At 59.8% G+C, this 25,921-nt stretch carries 27 protein-coding genes, 2 tRNA genes and 1 pseudogene; 7 read left to right on the forward strand and 23 right to left on the reverse strand.

Annotated elements, in window-relative coordinates:
* The 17 genes and pseudogenes from LC094_RS18200 to LC094_RS18275 form a co-directional block, all read right to left on the reverse strand.
* Positions 1-1,137, reverse strand: a pseudogene (locus LC094_RS18200) (hypothetical protein); the annotation flags it as partial.
* A 493-nt stretch (positions 1,138-1,630) separates the two neighbouring features.
* A complete protein-coding gene (locus LC094_RS21665; protein ID WP_319003310.1) occupies positions 1,631-1,816 on the reverse strand; it encodes a DUF6538 domain-containing protein in 186 nt (61 codons plus the stop codon).
* 61 nt (positions 1,817-1,877) lie between these two features.
* Positions 1,878-1,952 (reverse strand) — tRNA-Phe (locus tag LC094_RS18205).
* A gap of 219 nt (positions 1,953-2,171) precedes the next feature.
* The gene (locus tag LC094_RS18210; protein WP_226554229.1) at positions 2,172-2,378 is read right to left on the reverse strand and encodes a DNA gyrase inhibitor YacG; all 207 of its coding nucleotides are present in this window, start codon (positions 2,376-2,378) and stop codon (positions 2,172-2,174) included.
* Positions 2,375-3,415: a ribonuclease E/G gene (locus LC094_RS18215; protein ID WP_226554230.1), complete on the reverse strand. Its 1,041-nt coding sequence runs from the start codon at positions 3,413-3,415 to the stop codon at positions 2,375-2,377. Before LC094_RS18215 ends, LC094_RS18210 begins: the two co-directional genes overlap by 4 nt.
* On the reverse strand, positions 3,412-3,990 hold the full coding sequence (locus tag LC094_RS18220; RefSeq protein ID WP_226554231.1) for a Maf family protein: 579 nt from the start codon (positions 3,988-3,990) through the stop codon (positions 3,412-3,414). The genes LC094_RS18215 and LC094_RS18220 overlap by 4 nt, the downstream gene beginning before the upstream one ends.
* Before the next feature lie 15 nt (positions 3,991-4,005).
* Positions 4,006-4,224 (reverse strand): translation initiation factor IF-1, encoded by a 219-nt coding sequence (infA, locus tag LC094_RS18225; protein ID WP_009573923.1) that lies wholly within the window; start codon positions 4,222-4,224, stop codon positions 4,006-4,008.
* A gap of 82 nt (positions 4,225-4,306) precedes the next feature.
* A complete protein-coding gene (locus tag LC094_RS18230) occupies positions 4,307-5,188 on the reverse strand; it encodes a nitrilase-related carbon-nitrogen hydrolase (RefSeq protein ID WP_226554232.1) in 882 nt (293 codons plus the stop codon).
* Complete coding sequence (locus tag LC094_RS18235) at positions 5,185-5,772, reverse strand: GNAT family N-acetyltransferase (protein WP_226554233.1); 588 nt, start codon at positions 5,770-5,772, stop codon at positions 5,185-5,187. Before LC094_RS18235 ends, LC094_RS18230 begins: the two co-directional genes overlap by 4 nt.
* Positions 5,773-5,782: 10 nt before the next feature.
* Positions 5,783-6,196, reverse strand: a complete 414-nt coding sequence (locus LC094_RS18240; RefSeq protein ID WP_226554234.1) for a ketosteroid isomerase-related protein — start codon at positions 6,194-6,196, stop codon at positions 5,783-5,785.
* A 27-nt stretch (positions 6,197-6,223) separates the two neighbouring features.
* Positions 6,224-6,679 (reverse strand): arsenate-mycothiol transferase ArsC, encoded by a 456-nt coding sequence (locus LC094_RS18245; RefSeq protein WP_226554235.1) that lies wholly within the window; start codon positions 6,677-6,679, stop codon positions 6,224-6,226.
* Between the two features lie 4 nt (positions 6,680-6,683).
* Complete coding sequence (locus tag LC094_RS18250) at positions 6,684-7,160, reverse strand: UPF0262 family protein (RefSeq protein ID WP_226554236.1); 477 nt, start codon at positions 7,158-7,160, stop codon at positions 6,684-6,686.
* A 9-nt stretch (positions 7,161-7,169) separates the two neighbouring features.
* On the reverse strand, positions 7,170-8,480 hold the full coding sequence (hisD, locus tag LC094_RS18255) for a histidinol dehydrogenase (protein WP_226554237.1): 1,311 nt from the start codon (positions 8,478-8,480) through the stop codon (positions 7,170-7,172).
* 194 nt (positions 8,481-8,674) lie between these two features.
* A complete protein-coding gene (locus LC094_RS18260) occupies positions 8,675-9,109 on the reverse strand; it encodes a hypothetical protein (RefSeq protein ID WP_226554238.1) in 435 nt (144 codons plus the stop codon).
* 30 nt (positions 9,110-9,139) lie between these two features.
* Positions 9,140-9,619, reverse strand: a complete 480-nt coding sequence (locus LC094_RS18265) for a DUF2948 family protein (RefSeq protein ID WP_226554239.1) — start codon at positions 9,617-9,619, stop codon at positions 9,140-9,142.
* Positions 9,619-10,887 (reverse strand): UDP-N-acetylglucosamine 1-carboxyvinyltransferase, encoded by a 1,269-nt coding sequence (murA, locus tag LC094_RS18270; RefSeq protein ID WP_226554240.1) that lies wholly within the window; start codon positions 10,885-10,887, stop codon positions 9,619-9,621. Before murA ends, LC094_RS18265 begins: the two co-directional genes overlap by 1 nt.
* 9 nt (positions 10,888-10,896) lie before the next feature.
* Entirely contained in the window at positions 10,897-11,058 is a 162-nt protein-coding gene (locus LC094_RS18275) for a hypothetical protein (RefSeq protein ID WP_226554241.1), read from the reverse strand.
* Between the two features lie 633 nt (positions 11,059-11,691).
* Between LC094_RS18275 and LC094_RS18280 the strand changes: the two genes are divergently transcribed.
* Positions 11,692-11,907 (forward strand): hypothetical protein, encoded by a 216-nt coding sequence (locus LC094_RS18280; protein ID WP_226554242.1) that lies wholly within the window; start codon positions 11,692-11,694, stop codon positions 11,905-11,907.
* 545 nt (positions 11,908-12,452) lie between these two features.
* A tRNA-Thr gene (locus tag LC094_RS18285) sits at positions 12,453-12,527 on the forward strand.
* A 281-nt stretch (positions 12,528-12,808) separates the two neighbouring features.
* Here the strand turns inward: LC094_RS18285 and LC094_RS18290 are convergent.
* Both LC094_RS18290 and LC094_RS18295 read right to left on the reverse strand, forming a co-directional pair.
* Complete coding sequence (locus LC094_RS18290; RefSeq protein ID WP_226554243.1) at positions 12,809-13,027, reverse strand: hypothetical protein; 219 nt, start codon at positions 13,025-13,027, stop codon at positions 12,809-12,811.
* 276 nt (positions 13,028-13,303) lie between these two features.
* Positions 13,304-15,202, reverse strand: coding sequence for an acyl-CoA synthetase (locus LC094_RS18295; protein WP_226554244.1), 1,899 nt, complete (start codon positions 15,200-15,202; stop codon positions 13,304-13,306).
* Positions 15,203-15,447: 245 nt separating this feature from the next.
* Here LC094_RS18295 and LC094_RS18300 point away from each other — a divergent pair, with 245 nt between their 5' ends.
* Both LC094_RS18300 and LC094_RS18305 read left to right on the forward strand, forming a co-directional pair.
* Positions 15,448-16,566, forward strand: coding sequence for a beta-ketoacyl-ACP synthase III (locus tag LC094_RS18300; protein WP_226554245.1), 1,119 nt, complete (start codon positions 15,448-15,450; stop codon positions 16,564-16,566).
* A 54-nt stretch (positions 16,567-16,620) separates the two neighbouring features.
* Positions 16,621-17,676 (forward strand): hypothetical protein, encoded by a 1,056-nt coding sequence (locus tag LC094_RS18305; protein ID WP_226554246.1) that lies wholly within the window; start codon positions 16,621-16,623, stop codon positions 17,674-17,676.
* A gap of 48 nt (positions 17,677-17,724) precedes the next feature.
* Here the strand turns inward: LC094_RS18305 and LC094_RS18310 are convergent, their stop codons facing one another.
* From LC094_RS18310 to LC094_RS18325, 4 genes are all read right to left on the reverse strand, one after another.
* Entirely contained in the window at positions 17,725-18,993 is a 1,269-nt protein-coding gene (locus LC094_RS18310) for a DUF2254 domain-containing protein (protein WP_226554247.1), read from the reverse strand.
* A 51-nt stretch (positions 18,994-19,044) separates the two neighbouring features.
* A complete protein-coding gene (locus LC094_RS18315; protein ID WP_226554248.1) occupies positions 19,045-19,320 on the reverse strand; it encodes a hypothetical protein in 276 nt (91 codons plus the stop codon).
* Positions 19,321-19,537: 217 nt separating this feature from the next.
* A complete protein-coding gene (lysM, locus tag LC094_RS18320; protein ID WP_226554249.1) occupies positions 19,538-19,960 on the reverse strand; it encodes a peptidoglycan-binding protein LysM in 423 nt (140 codons plus the stop codon).
* A gap of 90 nt (positions 19,961-20,050) precedes the next feature.
* A complete protein-coding gene (locus LC094_RS18325) occupies positions 20,051-21,838 on the reverse strand; it encodes an ABC transporter transmembrane domain-containing protein (protein ID WP_226554250.1) in 1,788 nt (595 codons plus the stop codon).
* A 367-nt stretch (positions 21,839-22,205) separates the two neighbouring features.
* Between LC094_RS18325 and LC094_RS18330 the strand changes: the two genes are divergently transcribed.
* The 3 genes from LC094_RS18330 (at position 22,206) to LC094_RS18340 (ending at position 25,245) form a co-directional block, all read left to right on the forward strand.
* Positions 22,206-23,216 (forward strand): ABC transporter substrate-binding protein, encoded by a 1,011-nt coding sequence (locus LC094_RS18330; protein ID WP_226554251.1) that lies wholly within the window; start codon positions 22,206-22,208, stop codon positions 23,214-23,216.
* Positions 23,217-23,297: 81 nt separating this feature from the next.
* Positions 23,298-24,185 (forward strand): ABC transporter permease, encoded by an 888-nt coding sequence (locus LC094_RS18335; protein WP_226554252.1) that lies wholly within the window; start codon positions 23,298-23,300, stop codon positions 24,183-24,185.
* Between the two features lies 1 nt (position 24,186).
* Positions 24,187-25,245: a quaternary amine ABC transporter ATP-binding protein gene (locus LC094_RS18340; RefSeq protein ID WP_226554253.1), complete on the forward strand. Its 1,059-nt coding sequence runs from the start codon at positions 24,187-24,189 to the stop codon at positions 25,243-25,245.
* The last annotated feature ends 676 nt before the right edge of the window (positions 25,246-25,921 follow it).

Raw genomic sequence — 25,921 nt, forward strand, 5'->3', positions numbered from 1 at the left:
AAAGGTCCCGCCGTTGATGTCTGTCGTGCCGGTGACGGTGGTGTCGCCGTCGACGGTCGTGGAGCCTGCGCTCTGGGTCACGGAGGCCACGGTGCCGCCGCCGAGCTCAAGCGTGTCGGCATTGGTGATTGCGCCGATGTCGCCGCCGTCGATGTCGAGCGTGCCGCTCTGGTTGTCGATGTCGCCGGAGGTGCCTGCGGTGATGTTGAGCTCGCCGCCGGTGATGGTCGCGCCGCCGGTGAGAGTGCCCGAAGAAGTGACCGTGCCGCCCGAAACGGAGGTGCTGCCGGTGACGGTGCCGCCAGTGATCGTCGAGGTGCCATCGCTGTTGTTGATCAGGGCTGCGACGCTGCCGTCATCCATGGTGAAGTCGCCATTGGCATCAACGGTCACAGTGCCGGTGACGGCGCCGCTGTTGCCGAGTGTCGCGGAGCCCGTGGCATCGGCCGTGCCCACAGTGACATCGCCGTCGATCGTCGCGCCGGAGGTGTTGGTGACGGTGGCGTTGCCCGTGTCGGCGCTGGTGATTGTGACGTCGCCGTTGACTGTGCTGTTGTTGGTGAGGGAGGTGGTTTCTCCGTCCGCTGCGCCCACATTTGTGCCATTGTCCGCTGTGATCGCGCCGGTGTTCTCGACGTTGGCGCCACCTTCGATGTCAATCGTATCGAAATCGAGGCTGCCGTTGCCAGAGATGTCCAGCGTGCCGGTCGTGCCCGCGCCGCCACTGGTGACGGTCAGGTTGGCGGCGCCACTGTCGTCGTTGATTTCGGTGTCGAGCACGAGGGTCTGGCCGTCTTCGATTGTCAGCGCCATGTCGCCATCGGCGGCGGAAATTTCGCCGGAGCCCGTCAACGTATAGTCGGTGGTCGAGTCGGTTGTGGCCGTTACGGTGATGTCATTCACGGAAACGCCTGCGGCGTCGACGGCGACGCTACCGCCGTCTTGTCCGCCGAAAATCGCATTGGCGCCGTCGGTCCAGGTGACGCTGTTGCCGCCGCTTTGAGCGTCGTCCCAATTTGTTTCCGAACTGTCCCAAGGGCCGCCGCCGCCGTCGGCATCGCCTGTGCCCACAAGGCCGCCGGTCCCATCCCAGTACAAATCCTGAGCGGTCGCGGTCTGGCCGCCGAGGCCAAGCATCAGTGCCAAAACCGAAGCGGATGCGATCAGTACCGTGCGTTGTTTGATAGAAAAATCTCTTGAAAATTCATTTGACATAATAGCCTTACTGTCCCCTGAAATTGCGCACAAAACAGCCCTTGAGCCGGCGCGACCAAACTTTTGACGCGATGCCAGAGCGGAAAGCAAATTCTTTCTCTCTGACTTCGGTACACGGGTCGCAACAATGCATGTGACGCCTCAAGTGGCAATTGGGTTTTGGCAAATATTTGGTAAATATTTTCTGTCTGTAGCAGAAACACGCAGTTTGCAGATTGTCTTGGAAGCTCTCTCTTGAGATGGGGGCAGGAGAAGAGGCACCGCTGCATGACGTGAAGATTGCCGAAAGGTTGGGGAAGGGCGGGGCGTGCTTTGAACGCCATTTTGCGCCCGGGAAGGCCAATGGCTGAGGGCGCAAAATTAAACGTGCGCATAGAAGTGAGGCGGGCCCTGAAAACCAATTTCATAAAGCCCGTTAATCATTAATTTGCTGTGCAGCTCTCATTGAACGCGAAGACGCTACAGCGGCGGATCTTGTTCTGAGAGAATGGGAAATCTTAGAGGACGAATAGTGGCGTCTCAGGTCGCTTGGGACACGCCTTTCGAAGTAAAAGATTCCGTTCTTCCGGAAGGAAAAGGGAACCGAATTGTCATACGCCATGTCCTACAGTTTCGCCAGACTTCACAGAAACTGAGCGATATCAATGCGTTGGCTTAAGGAATGGTGCCCGGGGGCGGAATCGAACCACCGACACGAGGATTTTCAATCCACTGCTCTACCCCTGAGCTACCCGGGCACGGGGAACGGTTTCTCGTTGAGCGATTTCTCGCGGAACGACATCTCGTTCGGGTAGCGGGGTTCTAGTCGGGGGGCGCGGGACTGTCCAGAGGAAAATTGCCACTTAAAGCGTTTTTCTTTTTATCTGAGACAGGGACAAAGAAAAACGCTGTGCAACTCGTAAATGTTGTGGGAGTTTCACACTGAATCCGTGATTTAGATTTTACTCGAAACGCTTTTAGTGAGGTTTTTTCGTCAGAGACTCAAGCTGGTCGCGCAAAGCCTCTTCCATCGCCTCGGCGATCTCTTCCGGGTCCTCTTCGCGTCCACTGGGGACGGCGTAGGAGCCGTTCATCCAACGCGCCAAATCGACGTCGGCGCAGCGTTTTGAACAAAAGGGACGGTATTTCTGCGCGGTGTCTTTGCCGCAGATCGGGCAGCTCATCGCAGGACCTCGGCAATCGGCACGCGCTCACGCTTTTTCTGAATCTCGAAATGCCCGAGCGGGGTCCAGCCGGCCAGCACCGTGTCGTGGCCTTCGGGTTTGAAGGCGGCTTTCAGGCTGTGTTCGAACTGGCGACGGTCTTTCTTGGCCATGGGGGCGAGATCGAGGGTGATTTGCCCCGCAAGGCCACGCACACGCAATTGACGCGGCAGATCGCGCGCCAGAGCGATATTGGCCTTCAGCCCCGCTGCGGTGGAAAAGTCTCCGCCGGTGTTCACGTCAACCGCGACAAGCGCGCGGGTGGGTTCGATGAACATGGAGCCCGCGCCCTTCAGCGGCACACGCGGGTCAAGCGCCGCGTCGATCAGCTCATGGACGCTGTGGTTGTCAAAGGCATCGTCACTGTCGTCAAAGATGTCGGCTTTGGGCCAGTCGCGCCAAGCGACCTCCCAGGCGTCTGATCCATCCACCAAAAGCTCCGGCTCGCCCGAGATGTCGGCCAGCACGGCTTCGCAAAGCCCGCGCATAGCGGCGATGTCTTCGGCGATCTCACCGTCCGTCGCGCCCTCGCAGGCCGAGCGGAGAATCAGACCGAGCGTCTCGTCGGCGCCTTCCATGCCCTCTGCGGCCAGATCGTGGAGGCGAATGAGTTCCTCATCTTCCGAGATTTGGCGCGAAATGTTCAGGCCCGGCGCATCCGGCGTGACGATGGCGAATTTCGATTTGAACAGCACGCGTGTGGTGACGGGGACGGCTTTGCCTTCCTCGGCGATATGGGTGACTTGTACCAGCATCGGCGCGCCGGGTTTCAACCCCTTGTTGCCGCGCAGATAGGCTTTCTCGCCATTCGGCAGGTCCAGAAGAGCGCCGCCCATGCCTTTGAGACTACGCCCGCCTTTGGCGCGAAAGATCGCGCCGGGGGCAGGGGGGGCATCCTCGCCCGCGTCCACCAGAAAATCGTCGAGCTGGCCGTCGCGGATGAAGGCGGCGGCGCGTTTGCCCTGAACTTCGCCCAAGGCGATAACGGTACCCTTCATGAGTGTGCTCCATAGATCGGATAGCCCGCAGCCATCAACAAATTGGCCGTCTCTGCCACGGGTAGGCCCATGACGGCGGAATAGCTGCCTTGAATCCAGGGAATAAAAGCGCCTGCGGGGCCCTGAATGCCGTAGCCGCCCGCTTTGCCGCGCCAATCGCCCGAGGCGAGGTAGCTGTTCAGCTCCATGTCAGAGAGGCGTTTCATTTTCACGGTGGTCACCACGTCGGCCTCCCAAACGCGGTCGCCATGGGCGACGGCCACGGCGGTGATCACCGTATGACGGCGCCCGGACATGGCCAAAAGAAATGCGGCGCATTCCTTTTCATCGACAGGTTTGCCCATGATGCGGCGGCCCAAGGCCACCGTGGTGTCGGCACAAAGCACGACCTCATCCGCCGCCCGTGGCACGGCTAGAACCTTTTCCCGCGCCATGCGCGCGCAATAGGGCCGAGGCAATTCGCCCCGAACCGGGTCCTCATTGATGTCGGGAGAGCGGATGTCGTCGGGGGTAAGGCCCAGCTGCGCCAGAAGTTCCTTCCGGCGCGGGCTGCCTGAACCGAGAATAAGCTTCATAGAAGCCAGAACCGCTCAGCGGAAGCGGTAGTTGATCCGACCCTTGGTCAGATCGTAGGGGGTCATTTCGACTTGCACTTTGTCGCCAGCCAGAACACGGATGCGGTTTTTCCGCATTTTGCCTGCCGTATGCGCGATGATCGTATGGCCGTTTTCCAGCTCGACCAGGAATGTCGCGTTCGGCAGGAGTTCCTTAACGACACCGGGAAATTCGAGCATTTCTTCCTTGGCCATGGTCACTCCATTGTTGTTTCACCCGCCAAATGTACGGGCGCGCTCGTAAATGCGCCTTTAACGGTGCAATTTCAAGGTGGATTTAGATGAATTTCAGCGTTTCGACCGCTTTCTCACCTGTTTCACGTCCGGTTTCGGTCTCTGGCCAGTGGGTTTTGACGCTGACGGCACCGCCCCGATGGGCCTCCGCGACCGACTCGGTCAAAGTGTCGAGCACGGCGGTGCTTTGGAAATGCTTGGTGCCCGTGGCGAGAATGCCGGAGGCCGGGAAGCTGCCATCGGGGGGGGCGAAAATGCCCGCCTGGCCGAAATTCACGTCGACGACCTCGCATTCCGGCACTTCGCCCACCAGAGGCGACATGGCGACGATCATCTGACCTTCGAGGGCCCGCGCGCGGCAGCCGATCTCGACCCGCATCGCGCCATGTTCGGTGTCGGTGCAGGAGGGCACCAAGAGAATCTCGGCGCCCGCATCGGCATAGCGACGCGACAAGAGCGGGAATTCACTGTCGTAACAGATGAGCGCCGCGACCTTGCCAAAGCGTGTCTCGAACAGTGGCGTAGGGGCACCGGCGGCCATGTCGATGGCGCGCTCATAGGGCGTGGGGGTGCGTTTCTCGACGAAACCTTCGCCCTCCGGGCCACAAAACAGCGCGCGATTGACGATTTGCTCGCCAGAGCGTGCGAATCCGGACCCGCCAAGGATGGTGGCGCCGGTCTCGGCGACAAGCGTGCGAATCCCATCGCAATAGGCGTCGAAATGGTCGGCGCCGCGAGTCATCCAACCGCGCGCATCCAAAGAGACATCGCCATAAAACGCGGCCTCCAAAGCGGCATATTCCGGGAAAACCACCAGAGAATCGCGGTCCGCATCCGCGACGGCCAAGGCCGCCCGGTAGCGATCCAGCCAATGATCCGGTGTTTGCGCCCAATCGGGCTGCCACGAGAATGCGATCAGTTTCAAAGCGGTTTTCCCCAAAATTGCAGAGACTTATCGGAAGTTTCCGTCTCGTCCACGTCTTTCCAGGCGAAATGCGCGATCACGCCCTCCATCGGCACATACCCCCGTTTGCGCCAGAATGTATCATGACTGCGCGCGCCCTTGGGACGCAAGGGGTGATTTTCCGGGCGCATGACCGAACAAAAGGCCGAATAGCTCAGCCCCAAGGTCCGGGCATGGGCTTCGCGGGCGTCGAAAAACGCGTGCCCTGCACCATGCCCGCGATACTCGGGCAAAAGCACCGATTCTGCACAATAGAACACGCTGTCCATCGGCAGATCGACATGGGCAAAGGCGGCGGCGAAGTCCTCGGCATGTTCTGCGAGGGGCGATCCGGTCGCCGCCCCGACAATGCGCTCACCGTCGAACGCCGCGACCAGAACGGCGCGGTCATTGCCGACGTAACTCGCCATATAGTCGCGCTCATAGTCGAGCGAGCCGTCATAGAGATAGGGCCACTCGCGGAACACAGCGATCCGCAGCCGCGCCAGATCGTCCAGCGCGGCCTCGACCTCGGGGCCTTTCAGGGTGCGAAAGCTCAGCGTCATGCTGCCCTCCTCAGGAGACCTGCGCCACCCAATCCTCGGCGTTGTAATAGACCGAGACGCGGGCGATTTTGCCGTCGCGAATGTCAAAGAATGCGCCCGCGGGCAGGTCGTAGGATTGGCCGTGCGCCTCCGGGTAGCCCTCGGCGGTTTTCAGGTATTTGCCCAGCACGCGGAATTCGGAGGCCGCGCGGGTGCCTTCGTCATTGGCGAAAATCACCATCTCGGCCAGCGTTTCCTGATAGGCGGTGTCCATCGTGACCATGAAGGCGGCGAAGGCCTCTTTGCCGTGCTCGATGGGGCCTTGGTTGATCCGGTGCTCGATGTCGTCTGTCAGGCAGTCGAGCATGGTGGCGTGATCATGGGCCGCGAAAGCGTTGTAATAGCGGGTCAACAGGGCCAGCGTGTCAGCGCGGTTCTGGGTCATGGGAAGATCCTTGAAGAGATGGGGGGTTTAAGTGTGAGCGGGGCCGAAACGGGCCTGCATCCGGGTGATGATTTGATCGCGGGCCTGACGGTAGGCATCGAGTTTCGCGTCCCGCGTCTCGCCGATGCCGGTCGGGTCCATGATCGGCCAATATTCCACATCGAGGTGGTAATAGCGTGTCAGTTCAAGCGCTTGGCGCTGGGAGGCGGGCGAGAGCGCGACGATCAGATCGTAGGAGGAAATGTCGTCGCCCCATTCCTTCAGATCGTCGAAGGAGCGGGATTGATGGCGGTGCAGCTCGACGCCCAGCTCGTCACAGACCGCGACCGCAAAGCCATCGACATCGAGATCGGAATGCACGCCTGCGGATTGGACATAGACCTTGCTGCCGTAGAATTTCTTCATCAAGCCTTCCGCCATGGGGGAGCGCACCGCGTTGTGGTCGCAGCAGAACAGAACCGAATGAGGGAATTCTGCCGCCACGCCCTTACCCCCAGTGCAACACGCAAATCAGGGTGAACAACCGCCGCGCTGTGTCGATATCGACCTCCGCCTTGCCTTCAAGCCGCTCCTGCAGCACCCGCGCCCCTTCGTTGTGAATGCCGCGCCGGGCCATGTCGATGGCCTCGATCTGTGAAGGCGGCATCTTTTTGACAGCGTCGAAATAGCTTTCGCAGATTTGGAAATAGTCTTTCACGACCTGCCGGAACGGCCCGAGCGAGAGGTGAAACTCTGCCGCTTTGTCACCAGCTTCGGTACTCAGATCGAACACCAGACGCCGCTCGCGGATCGCCAGCCCAAGCTTGAACGGCCCCTCGGGCACCTCGCGGTCTTCGCGTGCAGGCAGGGTGAAGGAGTTGTCCTCCAGCAGATCGAAAATCGCAACTTTGCGTTCCTGTTCGATCTCGGGCGTGGGCGCTGCCAGCCCTGCGTCGTCGATCTCAACGGCGATCAGTTTGCTCATCACACCCTCTTAGTCTTCGCCTGCGTTCAACCGGTCCAGCCGCGCCCGCACAGAGAGGCCATGCGCCTCAAGGCTCTCGGATTTCGCCAGACGTTCCGCCGCCGGGCCGATGGCCTTGAGCGCCTCGGGGGACATCTTGGCCAATGTCGTGCGTTTGAGGAAGTCCAAAACCGACAGGCCCGACGAGAAACGTGCAGAGCGCGCGGTCGGCAGAACGTGGTTCGGGCCGCCGACATAGTCGCCGATCGCTTCGGGCGTCCAAGCGCCCAGGAAAATCGCACCGGCGTGTTGGATTTTCGCGGACAGCGCATCCGGGTCCTCGACGCAAAGTTCGAGGTGTTCGGGGGCGAAACGATCCGACAGCTTGGCCGCTTCATCGAGATCGCGCACGGTGATCACCACGCCGAAATCTTCCCAGCTTTTGCCTGCAATTTTGCGGCGTTCGAGCGTCTCAAGGCGCTTCTCGACCGCCTTGGCGACAGCCACGCCAAAGTCGGCGTCATCGGTGATCAGAATGGACTGCGCGCTTTCGTCGTGCTCAGCCTGAGACATCAGATCGACGGCGATCCAATCCGGGTCGTTGTGCTTGTCGGCGATGACCAGAATTTCCGACGGTCCCGCGATCATGTCGATGCCGACCTTGCCAAAGACACGGCGTTTGGCGGCGGCGACAAAGGCGTTGCCCGGCCCGGTGATCTTATCCACCGGCGCGATGGTGTCGGTGCCATAGGCAAGTGCTGCAATCGCTTGCGCGCCGCCGATGCGGTAAATCTCGTCGACGCCTGCGATGCGCGCGGCCATGAGCACGAGCGGATTGGCCACCCCGTCAGGGGTCGGCACGGTGATGGCGAGGCGGTCTACACCGGCCACTTTCGCAGGAATCGCATTCATCAAGACAGACGACGGGTAGGAGGCCAGCCCGCCCGGCACGTAGAGGCCGGCGGCCGAGACCGGCGTCCAGCGCCACCCCAAAGTGGCGCCGTCCGGGTCGGTCCACATCTGATCATCGGGCATCTGGCGGACGTGATAGGCGCGGATACGTTGCGCGGCGAGTTCCAGCGCCTCGCGTTCCTCAGCGGAGACTTGAGCGCAAAGCGCGTCGATTTCTTCCTCGGAAAACCGCAGCTTGTCGGCGGTCAGCTCCATCCGGTCGAACTTTGCGGTCAGCTCCAAGACTGCGACATCGCCCCGCGCGCGCACGTCGGTGATGATCGCGGCCACGGCGTCGTCGACATCCGGGCTGTCCTCGCGCTTCATAGTCAAAAGCGCGGTAAAGCGGGTCTCGAAGTCAGTATCCGTTGTGGACAGGAAGTGGGGCATGTCGGTCTCCTTAATGCGCCCTGCATTTGGCCTGAAAACAGAGGCCAAGCGGGGCACAGCGCGCCAGAAGCACACGTTTGGGGATCGACATAGCGCGGGTTTGCGCGACGCTCAAGTTGTTGAGCGCATGTGGTGAAACTTATTCTCGAATAGGCTTTCGCGAGGCTCAGCGACCTCGCGAAGCCAGCACTGGATTAGTAGCGGAAATCGGTTTTCGTCGAATAAAGCTCGAAAGACGCATTGGCTTTGGGGGCAGGCGTTCCGGTGCGAACACAGTTGGAGACCTCGCCAACGTGCCCGATACTTTGCTGATTGCTTTTCAGCTTGGCAAAATAACGCAGATTTTTGAGGATCGATTCGCCATTCATCTTAACGCCGGCCGATGCAAGAAAATCTCCAGAAGCCTTGTATGTGGTGCCTCCGCCCGTGGAAGAGTAGCCGCCGCAGACAGCAATATAGCCGTTGTCATTGATGACCTCCCAGCGGATGATCGTCGTGCCGCGAGGGTTCCAGTTCAGTTCATGTAGCGCAAAATCTTTGTCGATCGGGTAGGTGCCTGTCACTTTACCAGCAGAGGCACTTGTGGCGCATGTGCAAGCCAAAAGGCCAGCAATAAGAAAATTCTTCATGAAATATCCTTTTATTTCAATGGTTCTGATTTACTCGTTGTGGTGTGGCACCTTGTGCGACGGCGCCACATAGGGCCGTGTGACATCCTTGAGCGTAGCATCCAGCGCCTCGACCTCAAGCGCAATCGTGCCGTCACCGGCCAGAGTAATTTCGACCGTCCCCATACCGTCCTCTTTTGCGGCAAAGCTGATCGACAGCAGCGAAAGGATCATGTCCTTGTCGCCCGAGGGCACCCCCGTCGAGCGCGCGGACATCACGTCGTCAAAGAGCAAAACCGCCTGCACGCGTTCGACCGGACGGCCCCGGCGTTCGGCGGCTTCAACGTCTTCCCAGCGAAAGCGATTGATCAGTAACGCGAAACGGCGGCGGCCTGTGTCATAGGAAATCTCTCCCATCGGCACGATGGCATCCTGCACCAGCGTGGAGATCACCGTCAGATCGTCCGCATCCATCGCCTTCAATGCCAACGGGCGTTCACCACCGTCTTCGAATCTCGCGTCTTCGACCATCAGCTTTTGATCCTTTCGATCTGAGCGCCGATGCCCGAGAGCTTGCGCTCGATGAACTCATAGCCGCGGTCGAGGTGGTAAACCCGCGAGACCACGGTTTCGCCCTCCGCCGCCAGTCCCGCCAGAATGAGCGAAACAGAGGCGCGCAGATCGGTGGCCATCACCGGCGCGCCTTTGAGTTTGTCGACGCCATGGACGGTCGCGTGACCGCCATGGACCTCGATGTTCGCACCCATTCGGATGAGTTCCGGGGCGTGCATGAAGCGGTTCTCGAAAATGGTTTCTTCCAACACCGACGTGCCCTCGGCGGTGCACAAAAGCGCCATCATCTGGGCCTGAAGGTCGGTGGGAAAGCCGGGGAAGGGCTCGGTGGTGACATCGACGGCTTTCACCCGGCCGTTCTTGCGCGACACGGTCAGGCCGCGCTCGTTTTCCTCGACGGAAACACCCGCCAGTTCGAGCTTTTCGACAAAGCTTTCGACCAGCGACAGCTTGCCGCCCAGACAGGTCACTTCGCCGCCACAGATCGCAGGCGCCAACATGAAGGTGCCCAACTCGATCCGGTCGGTCACCACCGGATGCGTCGCGCCGTGCAGGCGGTCAACGCCTTGGATTTCGATCCGCGAGGTGCCCGCGCCCTCGATTTGCGCGCCCATTTTATTAAGGCAATCGGCCAGATCGACGATCTCCGGTTCGCGCGCGGCGTTTTCGAGAACCGATGTGCCTTTGGCCAGCGACGCGGCCATCAGGAAGTTCTCCGTCGCGCCCACAGAGGGGAAGCGCATTTTATGCACGGCGCCCTTGAGGCGACCGCCTTTGACCTTGGCGTGCAGGTAGCCGTCTTTCAATTCGATCTCTGCGCCCAAGGCCTCAAGCGCCGTGGTGTGCAAATCCATCGGACGCGCACCGATCGCGCAGCCGCCCGGCAGCGAGACGACCGCATGGCCGAGACGGGCGAGCAGGGGGCCGAGCACCAGGTTCGAGGCCCGCATTTTGCGCACAATTTCATAATCCGCGACCGGGTTGATCTCGCCGTGGCAGGACATGGCCTGCACCTTGCCCTCTTGCAGCGCGGTCACCTCGGCCCCAAGAGAGGCCAAAAGCGCGGTCATCGTCTTGATGTCCGACAGGCGCGGCGCGTTGGTCAGCGTCAGCGGCTCATCCGACAAAAGCGTGGCGGGCATCAGCGCGAGACAGGCGTTTTTCGCCCCCGCAATCTCGATGTCACCTTTCAGAGGCCCGTTGCCCCGCACCAGAATAGAATCCATGCTCTTGCCTTACTCGTCCTTGCCGTCGTCGCTCTCATCGGAGCTGGTGCGCGCGCGCGCTTGGGCCTTGCGCCGCTGAAGATTGGCCTTCAGCGCCGCTTTCAAGCGCTCATCCCGGCTTTTCGGCGCGGGTTTCGCAGGTTTCCGTGAGGGATCGGTCTTGTTGTCCATGGTCTCCCATGTAGCCAATGCCGCTTGCCTCGTCCAGTGTTGCTGGGGAAGGTCGCCGGGGGGCGATGCGGGAAAGTGAAACGCTGCGACCCGCAGTCGTTGTTAACGTCGCTGTGAAAGACGTTGTGAAATCGGCGTGGACGTACGGGAGGACATTGGAAGGCAAATGCTCACCGCATCATTTTGACGAAAGCCGAGCAGGTTTCATAACAGACGCCGAGGATAACAAAGGCGTTCACAGGGCTTGGCGAACAGTTTTCTCGGATCAGCTGAGCCGTGCCGATCCAAGTCGCGCGACGGGGCTTTCAGAGCCCACTGCGAATGCGTTGGGGGGGGGCGCGTCGCGCGGGAAGCACGCACTCTACCATCAAATCCTCGGCGTCGATGACGATGGTGAAAACTGGCGAGACCACAAGGACCCCGGTCGTGCCCTCGCTCTCGTGAGAAACAAATTCGATGACGCCGCGCGGGAGGGTTTGACGCTTCGGTATAAAATCTGGATGGGGTTGATTTGGACTGATGGCTATGTGCGTCGCTCAGAGCGGCCGAAAATCATGAAACTGCCTCATAGGGTTTTCTTAAATGCTGAAAACCTCCATATTCCTCTCAACCCTTCTGCTCGTCGGGTGCCAGATGACGATCGGGATCCCCGCGCCGGGCGATGACGCCCCGGCGATCAGTCGGGAGGACGTGTCGCTGGAGATCGTCTCCGCCAAAAAATTGTCCCCGCGAGAGATTGCGCTCACGATCTCGGTCGCGAACCTCTCCGAGCGCGACATTTGTTTTTCCTATGAGACGTCCAATCAGCCCCTTGTCTTTTTTACTCGCATCTCGGATGGCTGGGAATGAGCTGAAACGCTGAGCCTAGGAATCCGGATCAATTCCAAAGGGGAACTCACTGCGTCTTCCAGAGGATACACCGCAACCAAAATCACACTTGTTCCCGGCGGCAAAGCCGAACTGCCTCTCTTGCGGGTCATCACGGAGACAGAGGAATTTTGGGAGGACAAAAGGGACGCGCTATTGCCGCGTGAGCCCCATGAGAACCAACCGGTGACAGCCACTCTCTTCGGCGACTTTTTCGACTGTGCCTATCCTGATATCGACGCAGTAGGATGGCAGATCGAAGCGTTGGTCTATTCGAGCGAATTCAAAGTCAGCCAATAGCATGTTTGGGCTCTGTAAGCCGACGCGGGGCAGGCTGCAAAACTCGAGTGGAGTCTGGGCTTTGCGGGCGGCAGTGGGGAAGAGACATCGCGGTGGAAAGCTGCGGCTGAAAAAGAAACTTTGCCCGAGGATGATTTTTTCTGGAAATTGCGCTTGCACCGCGCCGCGATCACGTCTAATTAGCCGCCCACGGCGACGGTGACTTAGCGCACCCGACGCACCCCGGCGCTGCTGTAGCTCAGAGGTAGAGCACTCCCTTGGTAAGGGAGAGGTCGAGAGTTCAATTCTCTCCAGCAGCACCATTTTTCATTAGATTTACGCAGATGCATCGTATGAGCTGGCTACGTTCTGCCGTTCAGCGCATGCCTCGGATGCCCGTAATGTGATGGCAGACTGTCTGTTGAGGAGGTGCCTTTGGCGCCGCGCAGGCCCCTGACCGTTTTTGAATAGGGGATATGAGCGGTTCGCGCGGTCTGTGCCGCTCTTATCAGAATGGCTTTGCCTGAAATGGAAAAGACCTCGCGTGGGAACGCGAAGTCATCACATCCATCAGATGTTGAAAGGGCGTGTTGTTCGAACCGTCTCAGGCGAGGGCGTGTTCGTCCTGTTGTGCTTCTGTCGCGTGATTCTGGGCCGCAGCACGGTGCGCGAAGACCAGAACGGAGGCGGCGAGAAGAGTGGCCGAGCCAATGATCGGGAACAGGATCAAACCGGTCCAAAGCGGCAAACCCACCATGCCGATGCCCACAGCCGTGACAGCCGAGGCGGTGAGGAAAGAGAGAAGAAGCAATCCGGCAATCATATTCATTCCTTTCGGGCATGTCTTTCTCAGACGGGGTCGGGATCGTTTTGAGACCTCTGATCCTTGAGGCTATTTCAAGAAGTTATTTTGAAGCGTCTGACTTCAGGCTATGCGGCGATCTGGGCACAATCGTGGCCAACAAACGTTGAAATTTGATTAATCGCCGCAGGTTTTCGGAAAAGTTGACGCAAGGCGTGCCGTTAAATATGCGCAAAGCCCCATGAGGGGCTTTGACATAGGTTAAAGCTCGGGAGGTAAATGCGGTGTGGCCCCGGCTCAGGCGGCCCATTCCCAGGGGTTGGTGAATTGCCCCAACACTTGGCTGACCTGATCGGCTTCGGACTTTGCCTCCGAAGAGATTTGCGCGACGAGACCGCGTTTCTTGTCGTCGATCACATTCACCACGCGCGCCTCAAGCCCGGCCTTTTCAAGAGCCGCATTATAAATGCGTGTAATGGCGCGCTTGCGCAGGTCCGGTTTGAACACTTTTCCCACGGCGGTTTTCGGAAGTTCGTCCAGAATCTCGACATATTTCGGGATCGCAGCGCGTTCGTGGATATGCACCTTGGCGTAGTCCATGAGGTCGTCCGAGGTGACCGTAGCGCCTTCGACCAGCTCCACATAGGCGCAGGGCAGCTCGCCGGAATGCGCATCGGGTTGGCCGATTGCGCCCACCATGGCAATGGCGTCATGTCCGGCCAGAGCCTCTTCGATCTCGGCGGGGTCGATGTTGTGACCGCCGCGAATGATCAGATCTTTGGCGCGCCCTGTGATCCAGAGGTAGCCATCCTCATCAATGCGGCCCAAATCGCCCGTGCGCAGGTAGACGTCATGATGGAAAAGGTCGTGATTCTTATCCTGTTCCGTATAGGTCGAACCGGCAAAGACGCCGGGGCTGTCGATACAAATCTCGCCAACCTCGTCGACACCGCATTCCACCGGCCCCTCTGCCGTGTGGCGCAGGATTTTCACATCCGTATGCGGGAAAGGAATGCCGACAGAGCCGATTTTCTTGACGCCGCCCACCGGGTTGACGGAGACGAGACAGGTCGCCTCGGTCAGGCCATAGCCCTCGACCACTTCGACGCCAGCGGTCTGTTCGAAGCGTTTGTACAGCTCGACGGGCAGGGGGGCGGAGCCGGAGAAGGCCATTTTCACCGAAGAAATATCGGCGTCCACCTTGCGCTGCATCAGCACGGACACGGCGGTCGGCACGGTGATGATGAAAGAGATTTTCCAGCGCTCGCAGAGCTTCCAGAAATTGTCGAACACGCCCTCGCCGCGATAGCCCGCAGGCGTCGGATAGACCCCATGCGCGCCGGAGGCCAATTGGCTCATCACGATCACCTGACAGGCGAAGACGTGGAACAGCGGCAGCGGGCACATGATGTTGTCTTCTTCGGTGAACAACAGGCGCGAGCCGATCCAGCCATTGTAGAGCATGCCGGAATACTTGTGCTGGGCGACCTTGGGCATGCCGGTGGTGCCGCCAGTGTGGAAATAGGCGGCGACGCGGTCCCCGGTCGAATCCGCGAACGTCAGACGGTCGGCGGGGTATTTCGCCAGCTCGGTGTTGAAATCGAGCATATCGGCGTGATGCGCCCGCGCGTCGTCGTTTTTCGGACGAATGAAGGGCACGATCCATTTTTTGGGCGGCGTCAGGTAATGCAGGAGATCGACCTCGAGCACCGATTTGACATTGGGCGCGTGACGCACCGCCTCGGCGACCTTTTGCGCCACATCCGTCTTCGGGAAACTCTTGAGCGTCACCACGACTTTTGCGTTTGTTTCCCGCAGGATGGCTGCGATCTGTTCGGGTTCCAGAAGCGGGTTGATCGGGTTGACGATCCCCGCGATCATGCCACCCAGAAAGGTCAGCACCGTCTCATTGGCGTTGGGCATGATATAGGCGACGACGTCCTCTTCGCCGACGCCAAGCGCGCGGAACATATTGGCAGCCTGGATGCTTTTGGCCAGCGTCTCGCGCCAGGTCATTGTCTCCGCCTTGTCCTTTGGACCTGACGTGATCTGATAGGAAAAGGCCGGACGATCCGGGAAGGCCGTGGCGGTTTTCACCAGCCGTTCGTAGATCGTGGTGGGCACATCGCGGGCCTCCCACGGCATTTCTGCCTCGATCAGATTGCGCGCATTGAGCGAACTGAAATCGGATGGCATCGCTTCCTCCCTTTTATCCTTATCGAGGCGCTGCTTGTGCCGGGCCTCGTCTCCTCGCGAGCATGATGCTGGCAAAGCGCCCCCCGTGCAAGAGACCGCATCCGCCCCGCAACGCAGCGTCATATTGTGCGCACATCATCCCGACGCCACGTCACCTTGTCGATCCGTGATCTGGGAATGGTGGACGTGGACGTCTTGCCTGACTAGGGTGCGCTGACTTACGCATACGGCAGGAGAGCGGTGAGATGAAAGAGGTAGTGGTCAGTGGCACGGGTGTTTTTACCCCTCCCTATTCGATTTCCAACGATGAGCTGGTGGTGGCCTTCAACGCCTATGTCGATCTCTACAATGCCGAGCACGCCGACGCGATTGCGGCGGGAACGGTGGAGGCAAAGAGCTATTCGTCTTCTGAGTTCATCTTTGCCGCTTCGGGCATCGAACGCCGCTATGTGATGGAAAAGGACGGCATTCTGGACCCGACCCGCATGTGCCCGCGTTACGCGTCGCGTTCGGATGAGGAACCGTCGATGATGGCGGAAATGGCCGTCGATGCCGCCAAGCAGGCGCTGGCTGCGGGGGGCGTCGAGGCGCAAGACATCGATCTGATCCTCTGTGCAGCCTCCAATATGGAGCGCGCTTACCCGGCGATGGGTGTGGAAATTCAGGCGCTTCTGGGGGCTGGCGGCTTTGCTTTCGACATGAATGTCGCCTGTTCCTCCGCCACCTTCGGCATCCAGACCGCGACCGATATGATCCGCGCGGGCTCGATCAAACGCGCGCTGGTGCTCTGCCCGGAGATCACCTCCGGCCACCTCGAATGGCGCGACCGGGATTGTCATTTCATATTTGGCGATGTGGCGACCGCCGTGTTGCTGGAAGCCTCCGGCGTGGCCACCAAGCCGCAGTTCAAAGTGCTCTCCACCCGCTGCGCCACGCAGTTCTCCAACAACATCCGCAACAACAACGGCTTTCTGCGCCGCGCACATGACCAGATGGCCGACCGCCGCGACATGCAGTTCATGCAGAACGGGCGCAAAGTGTTCAAAGAGGTGCTGCCCTTGGTCTCGCAGCACATCGCGCAGCATATGGACGAGGAGGGGCAGGACCCGACGACGCTCAAACGCATGTGGCTGCATCAGGCGAACAAGTCGATGAACGATTACATCGGCAAAAAGGTCCTCGGCCGCACGCCGGAGCCGGAAGAGCAACCGAACATCCTGCAAGACTACGCCAACACCTCGTCCGCTGGCTCGATCATTGCCTTCGCGCAGCATCACGATGGGATGGACGCGGGCGATCTGGGGCTGATCTGTTCGTTTGGGGCGGGGTATTCGGTCGGCTCCGTGGTGGTGGAAAAGCTATAGGAAACTTGCCCCAAGGCCTCTCAAGGGGGCATCTCTTTGAATGAGGATTGAGCCATGCGGTTTTTCCAAAGCCTTTGCCAAAACCTTTTCCTGTGGTGTCTGACAAGCCTGTCCGTGATGTCTCTGCCGGCATTCGCCCAAGAGGCCGCGCCCTTGCCCGGTGCGGAAGATCCGGCGTTTCAGTCGGCGCTTGAAAGCTGGCTTGCGGGCGAAGATTTGGAGGCTCTGACGGCCCTTGCCGATCTGTCTGGCTCTGAGAACCGCGCGGCGCAAATCTTTTTGGCCCGTCTCGACCGCCTGTCGCATCTTCATCGCCACGCAACCGCGTCTCTGGAGCGCAAAGCGCGTGTGGCCTTGATGCGGCGACCCGGTGGGCTGTCTGGCAAAAGCTGGATGGAGGCCGCCGCCGTGGATGTGCCTCTGGCGCAGGCGTTTCTGGACATCGGTGTGATGGAGAAAAAGGCAGAGGGGCTGCGCAGCCTCTTTGCATTGGGCGAACCCTATGCCGCGTCCAATGCGCTGCCGGGGTATATGGCCTCCGGGGCGTTTGAAGATGTGATCGATATCATCGCCACCGCCCCCAATGCGCCCGCCGCCACGCGGGATCTCTATGTCGAATCCATTCTGGCGCTCAAATCCGGGGGGACGGCCTATCAGGGCTCGGCACGCCTTCCGCATATGTTGTGGACTGGGACGGCCAAGGAGGTGGATGGGTTGCCACAAGTGGCACCAACGGATCGGATCGTGTGGGCCCCGCCACATCCAGGTCGGTGGCGCGAAGGTCCGGAGACAGAGGCTCTGATGAAAACCTATGCCCCCAAGGTTCCGGCCTGGCAGCCTATTGTACGCTTTTGTGAAAGCGCCTGTGCGGGGGAGGTCGAGACCTGTGTTGCGGTGGCCGCCGGGCAATTGTCCGGGGCGCCGATGCCGTTTCAAAGCCCGCTTGAAACCGTGCTGAGCAGTGAGGACTACCAGAACAGTCCTCGGTTTGAATATGATTTTGCCCGCGTGTTCGACACCGCATTTTGGCATGTGGATCAGGTGCGCGCGTATAGTTCCTGTCTCGCGGACGCGCTACAGGCCCAGATTGATTTGAGCCGAAAGCCCTGATCCAACGGAGTTTTGGGGCCTGATCCGGTTTGCACGCGCGTGGCGGGGTTAGGCGTTTGGCGCTGAAAAGCTCTGAGCCGTGACGCCTTCCAACTCCGCTTTCTCACTCTCAAGTGGAAGCGCCGCGCGCGCGTAGTCCAAGGCGCGTTCGGCCATGTCTTGCGCAGCATCCGCCAGAGCCGTGTCCTTGGCCTCGGCAAGCGCGAGCAGGCTATGGCGCAGGGTACGGGTGACTTCGATCTGTCCGGCGCCGTCGCGGGCGGTGGCGGCAAAGGCGGCGTCGATCAGGGCCTGCGACGAGGGCGGCGGGCAGAACACGCGCGGCGCGCGGGTGGTCTCATTGACTTCGACCTGAGCCGTGTCCCAGAACAGCGCGGTCAAGCGGCCGATCGCGTCGATCGCGGTGCCGGGATCGTTGACGCCGGGGGAGAGGGCTTTCGAGGAAATCTCCGACAATGTGGTGAGACTGAATTCCGCATCGACCTCATGGGTGCGGTTTTTGCCGATGACAAAGGCGCGGGCCATCGCGGCCATGCCGATCTCGGGCGAGACGCCGGAGACTTGCGCCAAAAGCGTCCCTTCCAAAACGAATTGCCCCGGGCGTTGCAGCACATAGATCAACCCGGCCTCACCCGCGCAGTCATTGAGCGCACGGGTGTCGACGAATTGGATATAGCCGGTTTTCGGCGCTCGAAGCGCTCGCGTGTCCTCCGGCAAAACCGTCTCCGGCGTCAGAAGATTGGCGCCCAAAGCGGGCTCTTTGCGCAGCGTCGTCATGCTGCGTCGGGCTTCCTGTTCGGCCAGATCGAGACTGTTGTCGATGCTGCCGAGCTGGCTCAGATGTTCGATCCAGCGCAGCATGGCGACGATGATGATGACCACGGCGAGGATGGTGATCGCCATGACGACGATGGCCTCGTCATCGCCGTAAAGACGGGTGCGAAACAGGATGATCGAACTGAGTGCGAAAATGAACGCGCCGATGAAGGCGGCGAGCACCGATTGCGTGGTGGTGTCCTGAAGCAGCAGGCGGTGAATGCGGGGCGTCGCGGTGCTGGCCGCCGAACTATGCGCGCTGACCATGACGTTGAGGGTAAAGGTCGACACCGCCAGCATCGACGAGGCGAGAATGGTCAGAACCGGCATCACGGCCCCTGTGTCGATCCTTTGGCTCAACTCCTCAGGCATGTAATTGCGCAGCACGAGCGTGATCAGAGAGACCAACAGCGACAACAGCGCATAGAGCGTCACGCGCAGCCAGAGCGCATGATAATAGCGTCGAAAGAACAACAGCGGTTTTCTTAGAATATCGAACATCGCGACGCCTTTTTTAGGTCCGGGCGTTTGCCGCCCTTGCCCTATGATGGCTCATTCCTCAGGCGGATCAAGCCGATAGCCCGCTGCCCATAGCTCGCAAATGAAAAGCGTGGCCGCCGCGAAGCAGCGATTTGACAGATCATAAAGCCCGGCTTCCTGCCAGCCCGACAAATCGGCGGCCACGGTGGTCAGGGCGAAGACCGCTTCCATCGGGTCGGGTGCGTCGGGGGTATTCATCAGGCTTTGGAGCGTGTCATAGGGGCTGAGCCGGTCGGTCAACAGCCGCTCGGTGATCTTTTCCTCGAGCCATTCCTGCCTGTTTTGCATATCCACAATCAACAGCCCGCTGACTCGTTAATATTCGATCAAAGCTATAGTGTTTGTTTGCCATTATCCAAACAACTGTTTCCGAAATGGAAATAATGAAGGGCGTGAACAATTGCGGGGAACGGTGTGAAACGCGACTTTCATAAGCACAGCGGCGCAAAACAAAGGGCGCCACGATGATGTGACGCCCTCATGTCTTTTATGGTGTGACCTGCGATCAGCCCTGCGGGATGATCAGCATTTGGCCCGGGTAGATTTTGTCCGGATCGGAGAGCATCGGCTTGTTGGCCTCGAAAATCTCCATGTAGCGGTTGCCGTCGCCCAGAGCGTTTTTGGCCACGGCCCAAAGCGTGTCGCCTTTTTTCACTTCGTGGAACACCGGATCGGCACCCGCAAGCGTGTCTTCGACGGCGGCGACGCCTGCGACGTTGCCTGCGGCCATGATGATTTTCTCCTTGGTGACCTGATCGGTCACGGTGCCGCCAAGCACGACCTTGTCGCCGTCCATCGCGACCTCGATGCCTTCGGCTTCAAGACCGAGCGCCTTGATCTCGGCCAGGATGGCATCCGCATCGGCCTCTTCTTCTTTTTTGCCGAATACTTTTTTGCCGGCGTCTTTTACAAAGCTGAACAGTCCCATCACTCATCTCCTGTTTAATGTGTTACCCGAGACTATCCCCCGATTGTAACCGAATGAAAACGGGAAATTTTCGGCGTTCTCCCCGCAGGTTTAAATCCCGTTGGTGAATTGCAGCTTGGCAAGACGCGCATAAAGCCCGCCCTCGGCAATCAATTCCTCATGCGTCCCGGTGGCAACGATGCGCCCGTCTTCGAAGACCAGAATGCGGTCGGCCTTTTTCACGGTGGCCAGACGGTGGGCGACGATGATCGTGGTGCGGGTGCGGGCCATGTCTTCGACGGCTTTCTGCACCAATTGCTCGGATTCGGAATCGAGCGCGGACGTGGCTTCGTCCAACAAAAGGATCGGCGCATCGCGCAGGATGGCGCGTGCAATGGCGACGCGTTGCTTTTGCCCGCCTGAGAGCATGATGCCACGTTCGCCGACATAGGACTCGTAGCCTTCGGGCAGTTTCGAGAGGAACTCATCGGCGGCGGCGGCCTTGGCGGCGGCAACGACATCTTCCATGGAGGCCTCGGGGCGACCAAAGCGGATGTTGTCGGCGGCGGAGGCGGCGAAGATCACGGGATCTTGCGGCACGAGCGCGATGTGACGACGGAAGTCCCCCCGCGCCATGTCGGAGATGTGCTGGCCGTCGATGGAAATCACGCCCTCTTGCGGATCGTAGAACCGCTGGAGCAGTTGGATGATCGTCGATTTCCCGGCCCCCGAAGGCCCGACGAGCGCCACGGTTTCGCCGGGTTGGATGTCAAAGGACACCCCATCGAGCGCGGGCGTGGTCGGGCGCGACGGGTAGAAGAACCGCACATCGTTGAAAGAGACGGCGCCTTTCACGGGGTCCGGGACGGGCAGGGGCTGTGCCGGGTCTTTGACCGGGTCTTCGGAGGATAGGAGTTCGACCAGACGTTCGGTGGCGCCCGCAGCCCGCTGCAATTCGCCCCAAATCTCGGAGAGCGCGCCCGCAGCACCCGCGACCATGATGGCGTAGATCACGAATTGCACCAGCTCGCCGATGCTCATCACGTCGGTGCGCACATCGCGCGCGCCGATCCACAACACGCCAACAACGCCCGAAAAAATCAGCGCGATCACGATGACGGTCATCGCGGCGCGGGTTTTGATGCGGGTGTGGGCGGAGGTGAAGCTTTTCTCGGTGACCTCATCAAACCGCGCGGCCTGTTGCGCCTCGCCGGTGAAGGCCTGAACGGTCTGGGCGGAGAGAAGGGCTTCGGAGGCGGTGCCCGAGGAGGACGCGATCCATTCCTGGTTCTCGCGCGACAGTTTGCGCAGGCGTCGGCCCAAGACGATGATCGGCACGATCACCACGGGCACGATCAACAGAACCAGCCCGGTGAGCTTCGCCGAGGTGAAGAGCATCAGGATCAGACCGCCCACCATAATGAGCGCATTGCGCAGCGCGACCGAAATAGACGAACCGATGACAGAGAGAATAAGCGTGGTGTCAGTGGTGATCCGCGACAGCACCTCGCCGGTCATGATGTTCTCGTAGAACGCGGGCGACATGCGGATCATGCGGTCAAACACCGCCTTGCGGATGTCGGCGACGACGCGTTCGCCCAACCGGGTCACAAGGTAATAGCGCATTCCGGTGCCAAGCGCCAAAGCGCCCGCGATCATCAAAGCCGCGCCGAAATATTGATCCAAGAGGACCACACCCGCACTTTGGAACCCGTCCACGACCCGACGCACTGCGATGGGCAGGATCAGGGAGATGCAGGCGGTGATCACCAAAGCCACGAGAGCGGCGGCCATCAGGCCTTTGTAGGGGCGGATGAAGGGCCAGAGCTCTGCCAGCGCGCCGATGCGTTTCGATTTCTCGCGCTCGGCGGCATCCGTAAGTGTGCGGTCGGCGGCCATGTCCTGTCCTTATATATGAGAGAGCGGTTTGGTGCATGACTGATAGTGCGCCCATGCTCTTGGCGCAACTCTTGTGCGGATCATGACATTTTCATGATGTTTCGGGCCTGACGTGACATCACGGGATCATCACGACAGAACACGGCTTGCATCACGGGGCGTGATATGTTGGTTTGTGCCCACGCTCCGCCGGATCGTGCCTCAGGGTCTTCTTCATACATAGGAGAGGAGGGGGCTGAGGCGCTCTTTGATGGGCCACGAACGGCAAGCGCGGAGAAATCGCCCAATTCGGGGTGGTGGCCGGTCACAGGGACGCCAAAGATGCGTCGACCGGGGAACACACACGAAGTAAGCGGGAGTCCCCCTTATGAACAATAATAAACTTTTTGCAGCCAGCGTTCTGGCTCTGGGCACTATGGCTGGCGGCGCTTTCGCGGCGGATGAATGTGGCAGTGTCACCATTGCCGAGATGAACTGGGCCTCGGCCTCTCTTCTCGCCAATGTCGATGCGATCATTCTCGAAGAAGGCTATGGCTGCGATGTGGACATCATTTCTGGTGACACCACGCCGACCTTTACCTCGATGAATGAAAAAGGCGAGCCGGACCTGGCGCCGGAGCTTTGGGTCAACGCTGTGCGTGAGCCGCTGGCGAAGGCCGTTGAAGAAGGCCGCATGGTCTCCGCCCTCGAAGGTCCGATCACGGGTCTCGGCGAAGGCTGGTGGGTCACGAAGAAATTCAAGGAAGATCACCCGGAGATCGACACGGTCGAAAAGATGCTCGCGCATCCGGAACTGGTCCCCTACGTCGAGGACGAAAGCAAAGGCGCCTTCATGGGCTGTCCGGCAGGTTGGGGTTGCCAATTGGCCAACGCCAATATGTTCCGTGCGTTCGATATGGAAGAAAAAGGCTGGGTCCTCGTCGATCCGGGCTCTGCCGCCGGTCTTGACGGGTCCATCGCCAAGGCGGTGAACCGCGATGAGCCGTGGTTTGGCTACTATTGGGCTCCGACGGCCGTCATCGGCAAGTACGACCTTCAGATGCTGCCGTTTGAGGCAGACTGGGCCGGGACCGAGAACTGGGACGGCTGCATGGTGAAATCCGTGGACGAATGTGCCGATCCGCAGCCGTCGAGCTGGACCGAATCCGTGGTGCACTCCGTTGTGACGGCGCAATTCGCCGAAGAGAATGCGGTGACCATGGGCTATCTCGAGAACCGCGTGTTCCCGGGCGACGAGATGAACGCCATGCTGGTCTATATGAATGAGAACCAGGCGACGGGTGAAGACGCGGCGTTTGAATTCCTCGCGACCAAGGAAGACATCTGGACCCAGTGGGTTCCGGAAGAGATCGCCGAAAAAGTGAAGGACGCTCTCTAAGAGCGGTCACGCAGATCAAAGGGGCCGTGTCCGAGGATGCGGCCCCTCGCGTTTGCTTCACCTTATATAAGGACATTCTATATGGACTGGCTCATCGAATTTCCGTCGCTTGGGCGGCGTGACCTTTCGACCTTGCGGCAAACCGTGGATGACGGTTTTCGCACATTTTCGCGGGCTTTTGGGGAAAGCCTCGAAGCCTTCTTCTCCCCCCTTCTCAAGTTTCTGATCTGGTTCGAGCACCTTTTGACCAATGCGCCCTGGCCCTTGGTCATCGGAGCGATTGCGCTTTTGGCCTGGCTCGGGTCGCGCAGCTGGAAAATCACCGTGGGCACGATCCTTGCCTTTCTCGTGATCGGATATTTCGGCATGTGGGAAGACACGATGGCGACGCTTGCGATGATTTCCGTCGCGACATTCGTCTGTATCGCGGTCGGTATTCCGATCGGCATCCTGATGGCGCGCTCTAATATTGCGCAGCGTATCGTCACGCCGATCCTCGACGTGATGCAGACCATCCCGTCTTTCGTTTACCTGATCCCCGTGGTCATGCTTTTGGGCATCGGCAAGGTGCCGGGGCTTTTGGCCGTGTGTATCTATGCGATCCCGCCCATCGTGCGTTTGACCAATCTGGGTATTCGTCTTGTCGATAAAGATGTGATGGAAGCGGCTGAGGCCTTTGGCGCCTCCGCGCGTGAGAAACTCTTTGGCGTGCAGATCCCGCTGGCGCTGCCCAATATCTTTGCCGGGGTGAACCAGACGATCATGATGGCGCTCTCCATGGTGGTGATTGCCTCGATGATTGGCGTCAAAGGTCTCGGCACGCCCGTGCTGCGCGCGATTTCCAATCAATATCTGGCGCTGGGCCTGATGAACGGCCTCGCCATCGTGGCGCTGGCGATCATCTTTGACCGGGTGAGCCAGACCTACGGCAAGCGCCTGCAAGCGTATCGGGAGAGTGGCCATGACTGATATGACGGATACGACAGAGGTCAAAGTCTCCATCCGCAATCTCTACAAAATCTTCGGCGACAAGCCGGCGCGTGCGCTGGACCACGTCAAAGCGGGGATGGGCAAACCGGAGCTGATGGATCAGCACAGCCACGCTTTGGGGCTCAACAACATCAACCTCGATATTCCCGCGCGTGGGATTCAGGTGATCATGGGCCTGTCGGGCTCGGGCAAGTCGACGCTCATTCGCCATCTCAACCGTCTGATCGAGCCCACCTCGGGCGAGATCTGGATCGACGGTGAGGATGTTTTGGCGATGTCGTCCGAGCAGCTCCGCGATTTGCGCCGTTTCAAGATGTCGATGGTGTTCCAGAAATTCGGCCTGTTGCCGCACCGCACCGTGTTGGAAAACGCGATGTACGGTCTTGAGATTCAGGGCGTCGCCAAGGGGGAGGCCGACGAGCGGGCGCGCAAGTGGCTCGACCGGGTCGGGCTTGCGGGCTTTGAGGAACAATACCCCTCGCAGCTTTCGGGCGGTCAGCAGCAACGTGTGGGCCTGGCCCGCGCACTGGCGACGGATGCGGACATTCTCTTGATGGATGAGGCCTTCTCGGCGCTCGACCCGCTCATTCGAACTGACATGCAGTCGATCCTGCTCGAATTGCAGGAAGAGCTGCATAAGACGATCATCTTCATCACCCACGATCTCGACGAGGCGCTGAACATCGGCGACTCGATTGCGATCCTGCGCGATGGCCAGATCATCCAGTCCGGCGATCCGCAGGACATCATCATGAAGCCGGCGGATGATTACATCACCGACTTCATTCGCGACATCAACCGCGCCAAGGTCGTGCGTCTGCGTTCGATTGCCCGCAAGGGCGCGACGGGGCAGGGGGAGACGCTTAAAGGCGGCATGTCGATTGAACAGGCTTTGCCGAAACTCACCAAGGCGCCGGATCATACCTGTCCTGTGGTGTCGCGCACGGGCGAGTCGCTGGGCGCCGTGTCCCTGGATGATGCGATCAATGCGCTGAAGCCACTGGAGAGCGAAAGCGACGACGAGGTCCGCTACGCGTGACGCGCGCATATATAAGAGCGACATATATATGTGGTTCGAGAGAAAGGGCGGGGGAAACCTCGCCCTTTTCCTTTGGGTGCCCCGGAATTTCGGCATTTGAGGCTTGGGTGACTCGCAAACTGGGCGTTTCACGCGCGTGTCACCTGCGCTTCAGTCCGATTCACCTTTGATTCACCTCTGATTCCGGTCGAGTCAGCCCCGATTCATAAAAATCACTCGCCTTACGCTGGGGCAATTTGCGTTGATTTGCACCTATAGGGAGAGTTGCGGGCCGATTCAGCCCAGGTGACTCGCTGATTTGCCCTCTGATTCAGGGCTGCCAAGCGGGGAAAGCATGATACTCAGCAGAAAGGGTGCAAAAAAATTATGCGACGAAGCCAGTAAAATAAGGGGGTGCAGGCCGGAGGCGCATCTTTTTTCATTTTTCTTTTAAAAAGCGCTTGCGGGTTTGAGTGACACGCCTTAGAACCCCCTTCACCGGCGGCGCAGACAGCGCAGCACGGGACGCCAGACGGACTGGCCGGGGTGCTCGAGAGGGTGGCTTGGACGGGAAGCGAGGCAGAAAATTTGAGGCAGATCTGGGCGGGCGCGCCGTTAAGTTTAGGGCGCACTGGTCTGGTTTTTGTCTCTTGCTCTTTGAAATTGATAGATGAACGAAGAGATATGTGGGCGGTTT

It is taken from the genome of Celeribacter naphthalenivorans, assembly GCF_020524585.1.
In the GTDB taxonomy this organism is placed as follows: Bacteria; Pseudomonadota; Alphaproteobacteria; order Rhodobacterales; family Rhodobacteraceae; genus Celeribacter; species Celeribacter naphthalenivorans.